Genomic DNA, 16,573 nt, shown 5'->3' on the forward strand with positions numbered 1-16,573 from the left:
GAGATAAAAACTAAAGAAAACAAGCTGGTGCGCAAATTATTAAAACGCTGGAAATCTGGCTGGTTAACTGGTAGGAGCTGTTGAGTGAGTTGCATTAATTAGCGGGGGGCTGGTTGGCATAAGGTTTGATGTGGCCGAAGGCGCTGCTAGCGTCGCCTCGGCCCAAGTGATCCTATTGGCTATCTGTCTGCGTATTGATCAGCCAAGGGTGGAGAAAGTCGGCGATTTGCGGCTGCGCCTGTTCATTTGGATGTATGCCATCGGCCTGCATCAATTCTGGGTGAATAGCGATCTGTGTCATGAAGAAGGGCACCAGCGTAATGCCATGCTCGCTGGCAAGCTCTTCGTAGACCTGGGTAAATTGTTTTGCGTAGCGTGGGCCATAGTTAGGCGGCACCATCACCTCGCTTAGCAATACTTTGGCTCCAGAAGCCTTTGCCAATTGGATCATTTTTGTAAGATTATTTTTCAATTGCTTAGGTGCGAATCCGCGCAGGCCATCGTTTCCGCCCAGTTCGATAAAGACCAGCTTGGCCTGGGTAGATTCCAGCAGGGCAGGGAGTCGGCGCAGTCCTCCGGCCGAGGTTTCACCACTAACAGAACCATTGATAATGGTGATATCCGGTGTTTGTTGCTGCAACAAATAGACCCAGGACTTCTCTTGCTCCATGCCGTAGCCTGCGCTTAGGCTATCACCTAAGATCAATATCGGGTTAGCATGGGCTTGGGGGAGCAAGAATAAAACGAGCAGGCCAGAGATGCGGATAAGCTGGCTTAAGCGACGAAGCGAGAAGGAATATATGTTAAAAAATAGTGCTATCAAGGTCAGTGATCTCTATAAATCGGTAACTACCCAAGAGGGAGAGCTTACTATCCTCAATGGCATCAACATGGATGTCAAGTCGGGAGACAGTGTGGCCATATTGGGGCCATCGGGTTCCGGTAAGTCCACTTTACTTGGATTGTTAGCGGCGCTTGATTCGCCGACCTCGGGTGAGATCATGCTCGATGGTGTCGCCCTGAAAGGACTGGATGAAGAAGGCAAGGCGGCGCTGCGTAAACAGAAAGTCAGCTTTATTTTTCAATCTTTTATGTTAGTCGATACCCTTAATGCTCTTGAGAATGTGATGCTACCGGCTGAGCTCTCGGGTGTTGCCAATGCAAAACAGAAGGCGCAGCAGATGCTGCAGCGCGTAGGATTAAGTCACAGGCTCAATCACTTTCCTAACCAACTCTCCGGTGGTGAACAGCAGCGCGTGGCCATCGCCAGAGCCTTTATCAGTGAACCTAAGGTGCTGTTTGCCGATGAGCCCACAGGCAATTTAGATGGCGCCAATAGCGATAAGGTGGCCGATATGTTGTTTGATCTTAATCGTGAGAGCGACACCACCTTAGTACTGGTGACTCATGATCTGCAGCTGGCTAATCGTTGTCAGCGACGTTTTAACATGCAAGCAGGAAAACTAAGCGAGGCGCATGACAGTCGAGAGCCTCAGAGCGCAGCGGAGGCGAGTTAATGGAATCTCGCATCGCATGGAAGTTATTTAAGCGCGAGCTGCTTCAGGGGCAGTTGTTACTCATCATCTTGGCAATCACCCTGGCTGTTCTGTCGGTAACTGGCCTGGCGCGGGTCAGTGAGCGCTTGCAGCTGGCCATCAATGGTCAGGCATCAAAATTTATCGCCGCCGATCGCATTATTAATTCCCCGGTCCCCTTGGATAAACAGATCCTAACGCAGGCCGAGTCCCTGGGGCTAAGGCACGCGGCCAGCATGCAGTTTAACTCCATGGCCTACGCCGGTGATGCCTTTCAGCTGATAACCGTCAGGGCCGTAGACGACAATTACCCCTTAAAAGGGGTGATAGAGCTGGGTGATGGGCCAACCGATAGGTTACCAGAGGCAGATGCTATTTGGTATGAGACGCGTCTTGGGGGCATCCTGGGGTATCCTGAGCGCCTTGAGGTGGGCAATGCCGAGTTTAGCCTGAGCGCCGAGATCGCCAGATTACCAGATGCAGGCTTTAACCCCTTCGCTTCTTCGCCCGTAGTGTTAATGCGCCTCGCAGATGTCGAAAAAACAGGGGTGATCCAACCGGGAAGCCGGGTAAGTTATATCCATCAATTTACCGGAGACAGTGGCCAGCTTAAGGCGTTTGAAGATGCGGTCAAGCCGCTGCTCAACAACAGTCAGAGTTGGGTCGATGTTCAATCGGGAGATTCACCAATTGCGGGGGCCGTTAAACGGGCTGAGCGCTTCTTGTTGCTGGCGAGTCTATTGGGTATTGCACTGGCCTGCGCCGCAATAGGCATTGCCGCACAGCGTTACTGTCAGCGTCACTTTGACGTGGTGGCCATGCTAAAAACCTTTGGTGCATCGAGCAGACAAATCCGCATTCTCTTTGGCTTGCATCTGCTGTTTGTCACTCTAATGGGGATAGCCTTGGGTCTGTTTGGCGGCTTCTTATTGGACTCCTTGATCACTGCGTATCTGCCGGCTTCTATTTCTGCTTATTCGCCGCCGTTATTTCGGCCTATTGCGCTAGGTATCGCCACCGGCCTTATTTCGGCCTTTATGTTTTCGGCTTATCCGTTAATGCGTCTGCTGGCCATTCCCCCTTTGCGGGTGTTACAGCGTCAGCTAGAGGGGATTCAGCTTGGCATGTGGCTGCACTTGGTGCTTAGTCTGTCGGCGATGGCGCTACTGGGTTATCTTTACTCACAAAGCCTGGTGTTGACCCTGACCGTGGTTGCCGCCGTGATGTTGCTCGGTGTCTTGCTAAGCCTGTTTGGTTTCCTGTTGATTCGCGCTGGTCACAGTGTAGGTATGAAGACTACAAATCCGATGCAATTGGCATTGGCTGGTTTAAGACGACGGGCCAGGCAAAATGCGGTGCAGCTGGTAGGTTTTAGCAGCGCATTGGTATTGCTGCTCACCATTATCGCCCTCAGACAAGATCTGCTTGATGAGTGGCATAAACAGTTGCCAGAGCAGTCACCGAACTATTTTCTGGTGAATATTGCTCCAGAGGAGCAGGAACCGATAGAAGCGTACTTCAGGGCAAATCAGGTTAAAGCGACCGATATCTATCCGGTGATACGTGGCCGCTTGGTGGAGATTAATGGCGAGACCTTGATCTCGGCCGCTCAGGCAGAGGAAGGCGTCGAGGGCCGAGTGGGTATTTCTCGTGAACTCAATCTGACCTGGCGAACCTCGTTACCACCCAATAATGAACTGATATCAGGACATTTTAATCAGTCGGCCAATGAGGTGTCGGTAGAGTCCGGGGTGGCCGAACGTTTGGGGGTTGGGCTTGGAGACGAGCTGACCTATGTTATCGACAATCAGCCTCTTACGGTAAAGATTGCCAGTATTCGTACCGTCCACTGGGAGACGATGCAGCCTAACTTCTTTATGATTTTCCATCCTGAGGCCTTGGCACCTTTTGCCTATACCTCTATGGCTAGCTTCTATCTGGATGAGAGTCAGAAATCTTTGGTGCTTGGTTTGATCAAAGGTTTTCCGACCGTGTCCATCATAGATGTGGGCGCTATGGTGAAGCAATTAAGGCAGATAATCGATCAGGTCTCTCTGTCACTAACCTTGGTATTAGTCTTGGTGTTACTGGCCAGCAGCTTAGTGATGATTGCTCAGACCGAAGCGGGAATGGCGACTCGTCAGCGTGAATTGGCGGTGCTGAGAACCTTTGGCGCCTCGGGTTGGCTGCTGAGAATGGCCACGGCACTCGAGTTTGCATTGCTTGGCCTGATTGCCGGTCTGCTGGCGGCGATCGTCGCGGAATTTACCATCTATCTGTTAAAGACTCAGGTATTTGAGCTGGTGGTCTATATGCACTGGGATTGGTGGCTATTAGCGCCCCTGTCTGGGGCGGCTATCGTGGCGCTGCTGGGGACCTGGCGATGTCGTCAGTTATTACAGAAATCTTGCCGACAACTCTTGCAAGGCTAAGCACTCATATCTTGCAAAGCTGAGCATTAAGAATCAAACAGGTTGCTCAGGGCTTCATTCAGGTGGGTAAAACGGAAACTAAAACCCGCCTGGGTGAGCCGATCAGGGTAGACATATTGCCCCTCTAATAGCAGCTGTGACATCTCGCCTAACGCCAAATTGAGCACTACTCCCGGCATGGGGATTAGGGTGGGCCGGCTCAATGCTGTGCCTAATGCGTTGGTGAATTCACGGTTGCTAACAGGGTTAGGGGCGGTGGCATTATAGATCCCCTCGCACTCTGAGTGGCTAAGCAAAAATAGTATGAGGGCGACAAGATCATCCCTGTGGATCCAGCTCATGCCTTGCTGGCCAGAGCCTACTACGCCGCCAGCCCCTAATTTGAAGGGCAGTAACATCTTTTTCAGTGCGCCACCATTTAGGCCAAGTACCAAGCCGATGCGAATGACGCAGACTCGGGTGATTCCTTGGCAATCCAGCGCCAACTCTTCCCATTTAGCGCAGACGCTGTGGGGGAATTTTTCGTCATTACCTGTGTCTTTAAAATGGGCGAGATCGAAAGATTCGTTTAAGTGAACCTGTTTGTCGTGATCGCCATAGATGCCAATGGCCGAGCCGCTGATGAATACCTTAGGTGGCGTCTTACTCGCCTCGAAGAGTTTGGCTAAGCGGGAGGTAATATCCCAGCGACTGTCACAGATCTTTTGCTTTTGCTCTAGGCTCCAGCGTTTATCGGCAATGGGTTCACCGGCTAGGTTTATCACGGCATCGAAGCCGTCGAGATTACTCAGGGCGCCTAAATTTCCCAGTAACTTATGCTGATTACCGAGTGCCAGGTGGGCTTTTCCGGCTGACCGCGTCAGTAAGGTGAGTTCGTGCTCGGTTTCTAAGGCCTTGACTAAGGCCTTTCCGATAAATCCTGTGCCACCCGTGATCAAAATCCGCATGCCGACTCCATTTTTTTAGGGGATATCAAAAATATACACTATAGATGGCAATTAGGATCATTTTTGGCGCTGAAATTCAGCCGCTTAACTCGTCTCTGTGTTTACTTATCAGAGAGCCTTTTATGACTTCTGATAACACAGCTGCATTGAGACAGAGTCGGCAAACCTCAAGGCATGGGGTTTGTCTATCTCTACCGAGGCAAAATCGACCCATTCATGATCGCTGGCGATACTTAACACCTGATCGGTAAGGTGTTCGAGCAATGAGAAGCGATTGTTTTCAACTAAAGCAATGATTTTTTTCGTTATCGTGCGATAATTCAAGGCGTCTTGCATATTATCACTGTTGCGTGCCTTAGTGGCGCAATAGTGGATTTCGGCGTTAATGGTGACGTCCTGTTTGTTATTGATCTCATCTTCCTTAATTCCTATGTAGGTGCGAAGACGTAGGTTTTTAATTCGAATGATGGCGATTTCGGGTTTCATAGGCGTTATTTTAGTTGTGAATTATTTAAGTTAAGCCTATCAATATAATGGGTAATTCAGAAGGACTTTATTTAAATGACTCGATTTGAAAATCAAGGGGTCGCGTTTAAAGGCTTTGCCATCATGGCGTTTATCGTCGTGATATTGGCAGGGATAAAAGCCGCAAGCCCAATTGTTGTTCCCTTTGTACTGTCGGCATTTATCGCTGTGATCTGTAATCCGGCGATCAATGGTATGACACGGCTTAAGCTACCACGAGCATTGGCTGTGGCCATTATGATGGTTTTTATCGTCTTGATGGGGCTCTGGTTGGCCTCTCTCGTGGGCAGCTCTATCAATGAGTTTTCTCGTCAGCTGCCTCAGTATCGAGATCAGTTGGTGGAGCAGTTTGCCTGGGTCTTAACCAAGCTACAGGCGCTAAATATCGAAGTCTCTAAAGAGCAGGTTTTGGCCTATTTCGATCCAGGTATCGCCTTGTCGATGACCACTAATATGCTGTCGAGTGTCGGCGGTGTGATGGCCAATCTGTTTTTAATCATATTGACCGTAGTGTTTATGTTGTTTGAAGCTCAGGATCTGCCAAAGAAGTTACACTATGCCTTGGACGATCCCGACATGCGCATCAAGCAGATAGATAAGTTTTTGCATTCGGTTAACCAGTACATGGTGATCAAAACTTTAGTCAGTCTGGGAACCGGCGTTGTCGTAGGGATTGCGCTGACACTTATCGGAGTTGATTACGCCTTGCTCTGGGCTGTGGTGGCTTTTCTGTTTAACTATATTCCCAATATAGGTTCGATTATCGCGGCAATTCCCCCTGTGCTGCTGGCTTTTATTCAACTTGGTCCTGCAGCCGCGGGCGGCACAGCGCTACTCTATTTGGCGACCAATACCGTGATGGGCAATATTGTTGAGCCTAAGTATATGGGACGTGGCCTAGGGCTCTCGACCTTAGTGGTGTTTCTCTCGTTGATTTTTTGGGGATGGTTGCTGGGTTCTGTGGGTATGCTGCTATCTGTTCCCTTAACCATGATCGTCAAGATAGCGCTAGAGTCGAGCCAGAGCGGTGGTTGGCTGGCCATTTTGCTTGCCGATCGCGTCGACGAGTCGCTGTTGAGTTCTGACCAAAATACTGCATCAAATGCAGATAATTAATCTTTTTATACAGGTATATAGTGTTACATGGAGTCATTTAAGCAAGCATTACAGCACATAGGGTTTTCCGGTGAGGCCGAGCGACTGTTTCATGGTCGCGGCGGTCGATATGAGGGGGCCGAACATTTGTGTCTCGACTGGTTTCCGCCTGTGTTGTTGCTTACCAGTTTCAAAGAGATCGACCAAGAGGCCTTGGATTCGCTGACCGAGGCTATTCATGAGCGCTGGGTGGCACTCATGGGCGAGCAGGCTTTTAACTTAGTGTTTCAGCACAGATGTGCCGGGCAAACTCAAACTCATATGTTAAAGGGGGCGGTGCCTGAGCCTCATCTGGTCGTTGAGAACGGCGCACGCTTTCAGGTCCATCTGCTGCGTGGGCAAAATCATGGCCTGTTTTTAGATATGCGCGCCGGTCGTGCCTGGGTCAAAAAACATGCGGCCCAGGCCAATGTATTAAATCTGTTTGCTTATACCTGTGGATTTTCCGTGATGGCGCTACAAGGTGGTGCCGATCAAGTGGTTAATATCGATATGAGTAAAGGGGCGCTGGCCATAGGTAAGCAGAATCATCTGCTCAATGAACTGCCACACGGCGCTCGTTTTTTAGGGCATGATATTTTTAAATCTTGGGGCAAGTTAACTAAGATGGGGCCTTATGATTTGATCATTGCCGATCCGCCGAGTAATCAGCGAGGTAGCTTTGTTGCGACTAAGGATTATGCCCGCCTGCTGCGTCGACTGCCTCAGCTTTTATCTCCAACAGGAGAGGTGTTGCTGTGTCTTAATGCCCCTGAGTTGGGGATCGACTTTCTAAAAGATCAGGTGGCGGAGCAGAGTCCGACTTTAGAGTTTGTTGAACAATTGGCGAACCCCGAAGTGTTTCTGGATAAGGATCCGGATAAGGCGTTAAAGGTACTGCGCTATCGTCAGAGGCAGTAGATGTGAATATGTGGGGCTCATGGGCCAGCCATGAGCAATAAGGTTAGTAGCGGTTAAGCTCCTGAATAAGGGAGTGTCCGTGGGATTCGATAACCTGGGCTATCTGTTGCTGGTCCAGGTTTTTTAATGCCGAAATTTCGTTAAATAGTTTTTCTTGCACATCAAAGGGCATGGACATCGAGTCCATGAACATATGGATAGATAGGGCATCACCCTGAGTAAACAGGTCGACTAGCCTTTGGGCCTCAAACTCGATCAGCGTGTTCATTTAAATACCTCACTCCTGCTAGCGCAAACAATTCGCTATTAATTAATTGATAGCAGTTCTCATTTCAGGCATTAGATCATTTTATTGTAAACAGAATGTTTTTTAGTTTGTAACGCAGTAAAAAAATGAAAGACTTTCACGCTTACCATTGATAATTGACACTTTTAGCCCTGAATCGGCCGATCTGGCTAACAATTCTGAAAGTTTTCTGTAAGTCTTGTTTTTTTAGTGGTACACTTGCCGGCATGAGTTAGCAGATAGTTGCAGCTTATACCCAAGGCAAAATGCACCAAATAAAAGCATGCCTGTACCTTACACAAAAATCTGGAGTCGTTATGGAAGCCCGTGAATACGAGAACGCCTATTATCAAGTACAAGATGACGTAATTGAGTCATTGCCTGTCGAGATGGATGAAGAAGCGTTTTTGGATTAAGGATATATCCAAACTGAGTTTTCACTAGCGTGTCGAGTCTGACTGGGCGCGTATAAGTTGAGAGTCTTCAGACAAAAAGAGCAGCCACTGGCTGCTTTTTTTTGTGCTCGATAAACATGATTTATCTGGCATCTAAGTCAGTTTTAAAGCCCGCGAGCCTAGCGAGACAGGCCTTGTTGCTCGTAAACCTGAGCTCGTAAACTTGAGCTCGTTAATCTGAGCTCGTTAGCCTAAGCTTGTTTATCTCGGTTCTGTGCTTTCGCGATAGGTAGGGTAGGGCGAGGACGGCATAAAAGCACTAGTTGAGATTCCCTTTTTCAGGCAGAATTTCGACGATCAGCCAGCGGTTGTTGACTTTATGCAGGCGTATGGTGCGGTCGTCTATCCAAGGCTGGCCACCCTTGAGTCCCGTCATCTTCACGATAACCGTGACATCTTTGGTGAATTTACGAAAGAAATCGATATCAATCTCTTCAATTTCCAATGTCACGTCCCGCATAGAGAGGTTAAGTACGTGGCGCTGCACCGAGGCGGCAATGTAATAGTGCGACAGCACCTTCTGCATGGGTTCATCGACAAATTGCTTGGCTTTATCAACGTCCCGCTCAACGTAGATAGCCCTAAAGAATCCTAGCGATACCTGTTCAGGGGTCATGACACCTGAGACGGTTTCAGAGTCTGGACTACAGGCAGATAAGAGAAGAATAAAGATAAAAAGTAATTTTTTCATAGGGTTTAATCGATAGGCTTTGGTCTAGTATCGCGATTCTCTAAAGCCTTGGCAAGCGCAGAGCGTCAGTCGAAAGTACTTGACTCTTTAGCGTTAGGCTGGCATATCTGAATGAATAATTTGTTACGGTTATCCACAGAATCTGTGGACAAGTATGTTGAAGAGTCGATGCATAACTCTTAAGTGACTGAACTTAATTGGTAAATTGGTGTGGTCATTTTTTGACGCATTGTGAGCAAGCGTACAGATTTTAACCTTTCCCGTAGACTTTGCATAAAAAAAGCCTGTCATAAGACAGGCTTTTTTGATCTTTGCTTTGGCTTAGCCCTGTGAGGCTTGAATCGCAGTCAGGGCGATGGTGTAGACGATATCGTCAACCAAGGCACCACGAGATAGATCGTTCACTGGCTTACGCATCCCTTGAAGCATAGGGCCAATGCTGATCAGATCCGCACTACGCTGTACTGCCTTGTAGGTGGTGTTACCTGTGTTGAGGTCTGGGAAGACAAACACAGTTGCCTGACCCGCTACCGGGCTGTTTGGCGCCTTAGATTGGGCGACATTAGGCATTACCGCAGCGTCATATTGTAGCGGACCATCGATAATTAACTCTGGACGCTTCTCTTTGGCGATACGCGTCGCTTCACGCACTTTATCAACATCTGAACCTGTGCCTGAACTACCGGTTGAGTAGCTGATCATGGCGACTTTAGGTTCGATACCAAAGGCAGCGGCACTGTCGGCAGACTGAATAGCAATATCAGCCAGTTGTTCAGCATTTGGATCCGGGTTAATGGCGCAGTCACCATAAACCAGTACCTGATCTGGCATCAGCATGAAGAAGATAGAGGACACCAGGCTAGAACCTGGCGCTGTCTTGATCAGCTGTAGCGGCGGACGTATGGTGTTGGCAGTAGTGTTAACTGCGCCTGACACTATACCGTCTACTTCACCTTGAGCCAGCATCATGGTACCCAGTACCATGTTGTCTTCGAGTTGCTCGCGAGCTACCACTTCGGTCATGCCTTTGTGACGGCGTAGGTCTACCATAGGGGCGACATAACGTTCACGAGCGGTTTCTGGCTCGACGATCTCTACGCCTTCACCTAAGGTCACACCCTGCTGGCTAGCGATACGCTGGATCTCTTCACGGTTACCGATCAATACACAGCGAGCGATACCACGTTCGGCACAGATTGCAGCGGCTTCGATGGTTCTTGGCTCATCACCTTCTGGCAGCACCACAGTCTTCTTGGCGGCGCGAGCAAGCTCGGTAAGCTTGTAGCGGAACGCCGGTGGTGAGAGTCTGTGCTCACGCGGTGAGTTCTTGGTGACGCTCTCAACCCAGTTCTGATCGATATGGCTGGCCACATACTCTTGCACTTCTTCGATACGCACTGCATCGTCTACAGGTACTTCATGGTCGAAGCGCTGAATATTGAGTGAAGTCTGCCAGGTGTTGGTGTCGATTAAGAACACGGGTAAACCAGTCTCGAAGGCTTGTTCACACAGCTCCATGATCTCAGCCTCTGGCTCATAGCTACCAGTCAGTAGCAGTGCACCCACCTTGACGCCATTCATGGCAGCCAAACAGGCTGAAACAATGACATCAGAGCGATCGCCTGAGGTCACCAGCAGCGAGTCAGTCTTGATATGGGTAACCATGTTAGGAATACTGCGGGCGCAGAAGGTCACTTTACGCAGACGACGGGTATTCATTTCACCAGCATTGATAATGCGGGCGCTAAGGTGCTTGGCTAAGTCTGAGGCGCGTGGGGCGACCAGGTTCAGGTTGTATGGCACACTGCCCAGAATACGCAGTTTGCTCTTACCTGGTAGCTGGAACATGCTGGCGGCATCAGGACGCTGTACATCTTGATGGTCGAACACCTCAGAAAGATCGGGACGGGCACGACCTTCATCATCGACTGGTGCACCAATTTTGTTGATGATAGCGCCGATAAGGCGTTTGTTCTTGCTGCCACCCCAAGCGTTGTGGGCGATCTCAAGGCGATTCATCAAGGCGGTAGGCGTTTCGTTACCGGGCGCTGCGACGAAGATGATGTCTGCATCCAGTGCCTTGGCGATCTCATAGTTAATATCGTCAGAGAAAGGATGGTTACGAGTCTGTACCAGGCCCTCAACAATCAGGGTTTCGCTAGCGTCGGCACACTCAGTGGCGCGGGCGATGATCTGTTCCATCAAGACATCAGTCTGATCGGTACGGATTAAATTTTCGGCATGTGCCATGTCGAAAGGCTCGAGCGGATTAACGGTCGGCGACTTACTTAAGATAGTGGTCGAGCGCTCTGGCCCTTTGTCTGTTGGACGTTGCTGGGCGATCGGTTTGAAGAACCTCACCTTGACACCATGGCGTTCTAACGCGCGCACCATACCTAGGCTGATAGATGTGAGGCCAACTCCGGTACCGTTCGGAATGAGCATAATATTGCGAGACATAGTTACCTCTTATTACCCGGCCAAAGTATCGGCCGGGTCTTGGTCTAGATTCGTTGCGGGTATTCCCGCCTCTATAGCTGTTACTTTAGCAGTGAAACGGCGTCTTCGGCGATAACCCACTCTTCGTTGGTTGGGATCACCATGGCAACTGGGCCATTGTCTGTGGTGATCTGCCCCTGCTTACCAAAGCGAGCCGCTTTGTTGCGTTCTGCGTCCACTTCAAAGTTGAAGATAGATAACAGGTTTAGCACTTTTTCACGGATAAGCTCCGAGTTTTCACCGATACCACCGGTAAATACCAGTGCATCCAGGCGACCCAGCGGCACAGTGTAAGAGGCGATATATTTGGCTAAGCGGTAGCAGAAGATCTCCAGCGCCAGGGTCGCACCTTTGTGGCCTTCGCTGTAACCTTCTTCGATACCGCGGCAGTCGTTCGTCAGTTCAGAAATACCCAGTAGGCCGCTCTGCTTGTTCATCAGGTTGTTCACTTCGTCAATGGTGTATCCCAGACGGTCAACCAGGTGGAAGATGATAGATGGGTCTAAGTCGCCACAGCGGGTACCCATTACCAGACCTTCAAGCGGTGTCAGACCCATAGAGGTGTCGACACTCTTGCCGCCTTTAACTGCGGTGACAGAGGCGCCGTTACCCAGGTGAGCACAGATAACATTGGTGTCAGCCACTTCTTTGCCGAGTGCCTTGGCGGCTTCACGGCTAACAAACAGATGGCTGGTACCGTGCATGCCGTAGCGACGAATGCCGTGTTCACGGTAGAACTTGTAGGGCAGGGCATAGACAAACGCATGCTCTGGCATAGTTTGATGGAAAGCGGTATCAAATACGGCGACTTGTGGCAGTTTCGGGAAAGAGGCCTGGGCTGCACGGATACCGATTAGGTGTGCAGGATTGTGCAGCGGCGCAAGGGCGGCGCAATCTTCGATACCGGCGATAACGCTATCGTCAATCACCACTGAATGGGTGAATTTCTCGCCACCGTGTACGACGCGATGACCAATCGCCTGGATCTGCTCGGCAATTTCTGGGTACTGGCCCAAGATGTTGTCGACGATAAATTCAATCGCTTCACGGTGTGCAGTAAATGCTCCGAGTTTAGATTCGAATTTGTTACCATCGACCTTCCACTTGATGCGTGAGTCTTCAAGACCAAAGCACTCTGCTAGACCTGAGATCTGGTCGTCACCTGTAAGCGCGTCGATTATGGCAAACTTCAACGAAGAGCTGCCGCAGTTTAGTACCAAAACCAGTTTGTTTGACATGTTTAAAACCTTCTGCAAAGTGAGTGGATGTTTGGCATCCACTAAAATTGAATGACTTCAAAGCCTAGGGCCGATGTCGCGATAAATTCTCATTCCTGAGATTAAGATTCGGTCTTCATTAGCGCCTTGCCGCTTGGGGCTGGCGCTCGCATTGTGCTATTGTAAAGACAGTATCTTAAGTGTTAGGTGTCATCATTGACTGTTCAAGTGTTAAAAACCTTAGGGGTCGGTCGTCGCTATATGAAGACTTGGCCTATGGTCCGACAACTTAGTTTTTACTTTCCAGAGTATCGCGTGATCCGCGCAACATCTCTGGCGATTCGCTTGATGCCACTTTTGGGCTTGCTGGCCGGTGGCAGTCAACTCTATCTCTACGGATGGACTTGGTTACCTCAGGCCATCACGATTGCATTGTTCTTTATAAGTTTGCCTATTCAAGGCTTACTCTGGCTCGGCTGGCGAGCTAAACATCCTTTACCACTTTCCCTGCTGGATTGGGGCAATAACTTATCTGCCAAGCTCCAGGGAATGGGGGTGGCTTGTGCCCCGTTAGGTGCTAAAGCCTGTTATCTCGATATGGCAGTCATCTTAAAGAAGGCCTTTGAACGTTTAGATAACAGTTATTGGGAAGCGCTGTAGTTAGTAAACAGCGGTGATCCCTGCATCCAAAAACACCTGTTTAATCTGTTCCATGGTTTCGCGCGATGGGGGAGAGATATCATTTAGGCTATATTCTTCACCCATGGCTTCCCATTTGTGTTTTCCTAATTCATGGTAGGGCAGTAGTTCTACCTTCTCCACGTTGGTCATAGGTTTAATAAACTCTGCCAACCCTTTTGCCGAGGCAATATCATCGGTGTAACCGCCGACCACTACATAGCGTATCCAAGTTTTTTGTTGGCGTTTTTGCAGATACTGGGCAAATTGCAGTGTGCGATGGTTGCTAACATGGGTTAAGGCGATATGTTTGTCATCGTCGATATGTTTGATATCAAGGAGTACCAGATCGGTATTATCGAGGAGTTCATCGATAATTGGAGTGTACTTACGGACAAATCCGTTGGTGTCTAAGCAGGTGTGAATACCTTGCTCTTTACAGGCCTTAAATAGGGCTGTGACAAATTCGGCTTGTAGTACAGCTTCGCCGCCACTGGCGGTGACGCCGCCACCACTGGACTCAAGAAAAGGGCGATAGCTGATGATCTGTTCCATCAGCTCATCGACCTCGATCTCACGTCCACCTTGAAGATCCCAGGTATCACGATTGTGGCAGTATTGGCAGCGCATCAAACAACCTTGCATAAAGGTGATAAACCGAATGCCTGGCCCATCAACTGTGCCAAAGGACTCCAGTGAATGAATTCGCCCTTTTACTGTCATTGTGACTCCGAAAACTTCAATTAAAGTAGGCTGTGCTAAATTAGTGCACAGCCTAGCTTATATTCACCAAAAATCTAGCGTTTGACCGCTCGATTGACGGAATTTACATCCCTTTGGTGAAAGTACGTGTAATGACGTCCTGCTGCTGTTCTGGTGTTAGCGCGTTAAAGCGTACGGCGTAACCAGAAACACGGATGGTCAGCTGAGGATACTTGTCAGGATTCACGACTGCATCTTCAAGCATTTCACGGTTCATCACGTTGACGTTCAGGTGCTGACCACCTTCGCGAGTTTCGTTATGAGCGAAATAACCATCCATCAGGGCTGCCAAGTTCGCGCGGCGACCATCTTCGTCTTTACCAAGGGCGTTCGGCACGATAGAGAAGGTATAAGAGATACCGTCTTGTGCGTGCGCAAATGGCAGTTTGGCAACAGAGGTCAGTGACGCGATAGCGCCTTTTTCGTCGCGGCCGTGCATTGGGTTTGCACCCGGTGCAAATGGCGCGCCTGCTGGGCGACCGTCTGGTGTTGTACCTGTTTTCTTACCATAAACCACGTTAGAGGTGATGGTGAGAATAGACTGTGTTGGGATCGCGTTACGGTACATCTTCTTGTGACGGATCTTAGCCATGAAGCGCTCAACCAGCTCGGTAGCCAGGTCATCGACGCGAGCATCGTTGTTACCAAACTTAGGATATTCACCTTCAATGTCGAAGTCGACGGCAATGCCGTTCTCGTCACGAATAGGCTTAACCTTGGCGTACTTGATTGCTGACAGTGAGTCGGCAGCAATTGATAGACCCGCAATACCACATGCCATGGTACGACGCACGTCTCTGTCATGTAGCGCCATCAAGGCTGCTTCATAAGAGTACTTGTCGTGCATGAAGTGAATGGCGTTTAGCGCAGACACATATTGAGTCGCTAGCCAGTCCATCATGGTATCCAGACGACCTAATACATCGTCAAAGTCCAGGACTTCGTCTTTGATAGGCTCGAACTTAGGACCGATTTGTGTCTTAAGCTTCTCATCCACACCACCGTTGATGGCGTAAAGCATAGTCTTAGCCAAGTTAGCACGTGCACCAAAGAACTGCATGTGCTTACCAACAACCATTGGGCTTACGCAACATGCGATAGCATAGTCGTCAGATTCGAAATCTGGACGCATCAGGTCATCGTTTTCGTATTGGATAGAGCTAGTGTCGATAGACACCTTAGCGCAGTACTTCTTGAAGCTTAGTGGTAACTTCTCTGACCAAAGCACAGTGATGTTTGGCTCTGGGCTTGGACCCATGTTGTATAGGGTGTGCAAGAAACGGAAGCTTGACTTAGTAACCAAGGTGCGACCGTCTAAGCCCATACCAGCGATAGATTCAGTTGCCCAGATTGGGTCACCAGAGAATAGCTCATCGTATTCAGGTGTACGTAGGAAACGTACCATGCGCAGCTTCATCACGAAGTGGTCAACCATCTCTTGAGCTTGTTGCTCGGTCAGGACGCCATTTTTGATGTCACGCTCGATGTAGATATCAAGGAAGCTAGAGGTACGGCCCAGAGACATGGCTGCGCCGTTTTGGCTCTTCACTGCAGCTAGGTAGCCGAAGTAAGTCCACTGAATCGCTTCTTTAGCATTGGTCGCAGGGCCAGAGATATCACAGCCGTAGCTGGCAGCCATCTGCTTCATTTGGCCCAGCGCTCTGTGTTGCTCGGCGATCTCTTCGCGCAGCTGCATAGTGGCTGTTAGATCTTCACCCTCTTCGAAGCGGGCTTGTAGTGAGCTGAATTGCTCAAATTTTTCCTGAATCAGGTAGTCAATACCGTACAGGGCGATACGACGGTAGTCACCGATGATACGGCCACGGCCATAAGCATCAGGTAGACCTGTCAGCACGCCAGACTTACGGCAGCGCATGATCTCAGGCGTATAGATGTCAAATACACCTTGGTTGTGGGTTTTGCGCAGCTCTGAATAGACATACTTGATGTTGGGGTCTAGCTCGCGGCCATAAGCAGCGCAAGAGCCTTCGACCATACGGATACCGCCGTTTGGTAACATGGCGCGCTTAAGGGGGGCGTCTGTTTGTAAGCCAACGATAGTTTCAAGGTTTTGGTCAATGTAACCAGCTTCGTGAGAGGTAATGGTAGAGACTTTGTCAGTATCGAAATCAACCGGCGCATGGGTGCGGTTTTCCTGTTTGATACCTTCCATCACTTTATCCCAAAGCGTGTTGGTCGCTTCGGTAGCGCCTGCTAGGAAAGATTCGTCTCCTTCATAGGGCGTGTAGTTCTTTTGAATAAAGTCGCGTACATTTACTTCAGACTTCCAATCACCAGGAGTAAAACCTTCCCACGCTTTGGTGAACAGCTCAGTTTTTTCGGTCATCGTACTAATACCTTCTGTTTGAGATAAAGGTTATTGGCTATCGGGCTGGCTTTAATTGCCTAAGTTGCGATACACCAATAGCTATTCTTCACAGCTCCCTTCAATGTATTACCCTGATGATGGGAACTGATAATCGAACCGGTT

General features: G+C 49.4%; 14 protein-coding genes. 5 read left to right on the forward strand and 9 right to left on the reverse strand.

The features are described 5' to 3' along the window. Positions 1-172 precede the first annotated feature (172 nt). Complete coding sequence (locus tag L2712_RS17555; protein ID WP_283104913.1) at positions 173-736, reverse strand: arylesterase; 564 nt, start codon at positions 734-736, stop codon at positions 173-175. 64 nt (positions 737-800) lie between these two features. Here L2712_RS17555 and L2712_RS17560 point away from each other — a divergent pair, with 64 nt between their 5' ends. Then, positions 801-1,517: an ABC transporter ATP-binding protein gene (locus tag L2712_RS17560; RefSeq protein ID WP_033540220.1), complete on the forward strand. Its 717-nt coding sequence runs from the start codon at positions 801-803 to the stop codon at positions 1,515-1,517. Continuing rightward, entirely contained in the window at positions 1,517-3,967 is a 2,451-nt protein-coding gene (locus tag L2712_RS17565) for an ABC transporter permease (RefSeq protein WP_033540219.1), read from the forward strand. The genes L2712_RS17560 and L2712_RS17565 overlap by 1 nt, the downstream gene beginning before the upstream one ends. 26 nt (positions 3,968-3,993) lie before the next feature. Here L2712_RS17565 and L2712_RS17570 read toward each other — a convergent pair whose 3' ends face one another. Together L2712_RS17570 and folX are read right to left on the reverse strand one after the other, a co-directional pair. After that, complete coding sequence (locus tag L2712_RS17570) at positions 3,994-4,914, reverse strand: TIGR01777 family oxidoreductase (RefSeq protein ID WP_248978551.1); 921 nt, start codon at positions 4,912-4,914, stop codon at positions 3,994-3,996. Positions 4,915-5,034: 120 nt separating this feature from the next. After that, positions 5,035-5,400 carry a dihydroneopterin triphosphate 2'-epimerase gene (folX, locus tag L2712_RS17575; protein WP_033540217.1) on the reverse strand — a complete coding sequence of 122 codons (366 nt, stop codon included), beginning with the start codon at positions 5,398-5,400 and terminating at the stop codon, positions 5,035-5,037. A 75-nt stretch (positions 5,401-5,475) separates the two neighbouring features. Here folX and L2712_RS17580 point away from each other — a divergent pair, with 75 nt between their 5' ends. Both L2712_RS17580 and L2712_RS17585 read left to right on the forward strand, forming a co-directional pair. Further along, positions 5,476-6,555, forward strand: a complete 1,080-nt coding sequence (locus tag L2712_RS17580; RefSeq protein WP_033540216.1) for an AI-2E family transporter — start codon at positions 5,476-5,478, stop codon at positions 6,553-6,555. A 27-nt stretch (positions 6,556-6,582) separates the two neighbouring features. Next, positions 6,583-7,494, forward strand: coding sequence for a class I SAM-dependent methyltransferase (locus tag L2712_RS17585; protein ID WP_248978552.1), 912 nt, complete (start codon positions 6,583-6,585; stop codon positions 7,492-7,494). Between the two features lie 43 nt (positions 7,495-7,537). On the opposite strand, the gene L2712_RS17590 is transcribed toward L2712_RS17585, so the two are convergent. From L2712_RS17590 to ackA, 4 genes are all read right to left on the reverse strand, one after another. After that, positions 7,538-7,762: a hypothetical protein gene (locus tag L2712_RS17590; RefSeq protein WP_088904366.1), complete on the reverse strand. Its 225-nt coding sequence runs from the start codon at positions 7,760-7,762 to the stop codon at positions 7,538-7,540. A gap of 732 nt (positions 7,763-8,494) precedes the next feature. After that, the gene (locus L2712_RS17595; RefSeq protein ID WP_088904367.1) at positions 8,495-8,926 is read right to left on the reverse strand and encodes a hypothetical protein; all 432 of its coding nucleotides are present in this window, start codon (positions 8,924-8,926) and stop codon (positions 8,495-8,497) included. A 321-nt stretch (positions 8,927-9,247) separates the two neighbouring features. Beyond that, a complete protein-coding gene (gene pta, locus L2712_RS17600; RefSeq protein ID WP_248978553.1) occupies positions 9,248-11,386 on the reverse strand; it encodes a phosphate acetyltransferase in 2,139 nt (712 codons plus the stop codon). A gap of 80 nt (positions 11,387-11,466) precedes the next feature. Further along, positions 11,467-12,663 carry an acetate kinase gene (gene ackA / locus L2712_RS17605; RefSeq protein ID WP_248978554.1) on the reverse strand — a complete coding sequence of 399 codons (1,197 nt, stop codon included), beginning with the start codon at positions 12,661-12,663 and terminating at the stop codon, positions 11,467-11,469. A 195-nt stretch (positions 12,664-12,858) separates the two neighbouring features. On the opposite strand from ackA, the gene yfbV reads away from it, so the two are divergent. Continuing rightward, a complete protein-coding gene (gene yfbV / locus L2712_RS17610; RefSeq protein WP_248978555.1) occupies positions 12,859-13,302 on the forward strand; it encodes a terminus macrodomain insulation protein YfbV in 444 nt (147 codons plus the stop codon). On the opposite strand, the gene pflA is transcribed toward yfbV, so the two are convergent. Next, the gene (gene pflA / locus L2712_RS17615) at positions 13,303-14,043 is read right to left on the reverse strand and encodes a pyruvate formate lyase 1-activating protein (RefSeq protein WP_248978556.1); all 741 of its coding nucleotides are present in this window, start codon (positions 14,041-14,043) and stop codon (positions 13,303-13,305) included. A gap of 103 nt (positions 14,044-14,146) precedes the next feature. Continuing rightward, complete coding sequence (gene pflB, locus L2712_RS17620) at positions 14,147-16,429, reverse strand: formate C-acetyltransferase (protein WP_033540208.1); 2,283 nt, start codon at positions 16,427-16,429, stop codon at positions 14,147-14,149. Positions 16,430-16,573: the final 144 nt, after the last annotated feature.

It is taken from the genome of Shewanella marisflavi, assembly GCF_023283925.1.
GTDB lineage: Bacteria > Pseudomonadota > Gammaproteobacteria > Enterobacterales > Shewanellaceae > Shewanella > Shewanella marisflavi.

Bases quoted from the DNA above. Each gene is read 5' to 3' on its own strand.
- L2712_RS17560 (WP_033540220.1), top strand. From the start codon at position 801: ATGTTAAAAAATAGTGCTATCAAGGTCAGTGATCTCTATAAATCGGTA.
- L2712_RS17565 (WP_033540219.1), top strand. From the start codon at position 1,517: ATGGAATCTCGCATCGCATGGAAGTTATTTAAGCGCGAGCTGCTTCAG.
- L2712_RS17570 (WP_248978551.1), bottom strand. From the start codon at position 4,914: ATGCGGATTTTGATCACGGGTGGCACAGGATTTATCGGAAAGGCCTTA.
- folX (WP_033540217.1), bottom strand. From the start codon at position 5,400: ATGAAACCCGAAATCGCCATCATTCGAATTAAAAACCTACGTCTTCGC.
- L2712_RS17580 (WP_033540216.1), top strand. From the start codon at position 5,476: ATGACTCGATTTGAAAATCAAGGGGTCGCGTTTAAAGGCTTTGCCATC.
- L2712_RS17585 (WP_248978552.1), top strand. From the start codon at position 6,583: ATGGAGTCATTTAAGCAAGCATTACAGCACATAGGGTTTTCCGGTGAG.
- L2712_RS17590 (WP_088904366.1), bottom strand. From the start codon at position 7,762: ATGAACACGCTGATCGAGTTTGAGGCCCAAAGGCTAGTCGACCTGTTT.
- L2712_RS17595 (WP_088904367.1), bottom strand. From the start codon at position 8,926: ATGAAAAAATTACTTTTTATCTTTATTCTTCTCTTATCTGCCTGTAGT.
- pta (WP_248978553.1), bottom strand. From the start codon at position 11,386: ATGTCTCGCAATATTATGCTCATTCCGAACGGTACCGGAGTTGGCCTC.
- ackA (WP_248978554.1), bottom strand. From the start codon at position 12,663: ATGTCAAACAAACTGGTTTTGGTACTAAACTGCGGCAGCTCTTCGTTG.
- pflA (WP_248978556.1), bottom strand. From the start codon at position 14,043: ATGACAGTAAAAGGGCGAATTCATTCACTGGAGTCCTTTGGCACAGTT.
- pflB (WP_033540208.1), bottom strand. From the start codon at position 16,429: ATGACCGAAAAAACTGAGCTGTTCACCAAAGCGTGGGAAGGTTTTACT.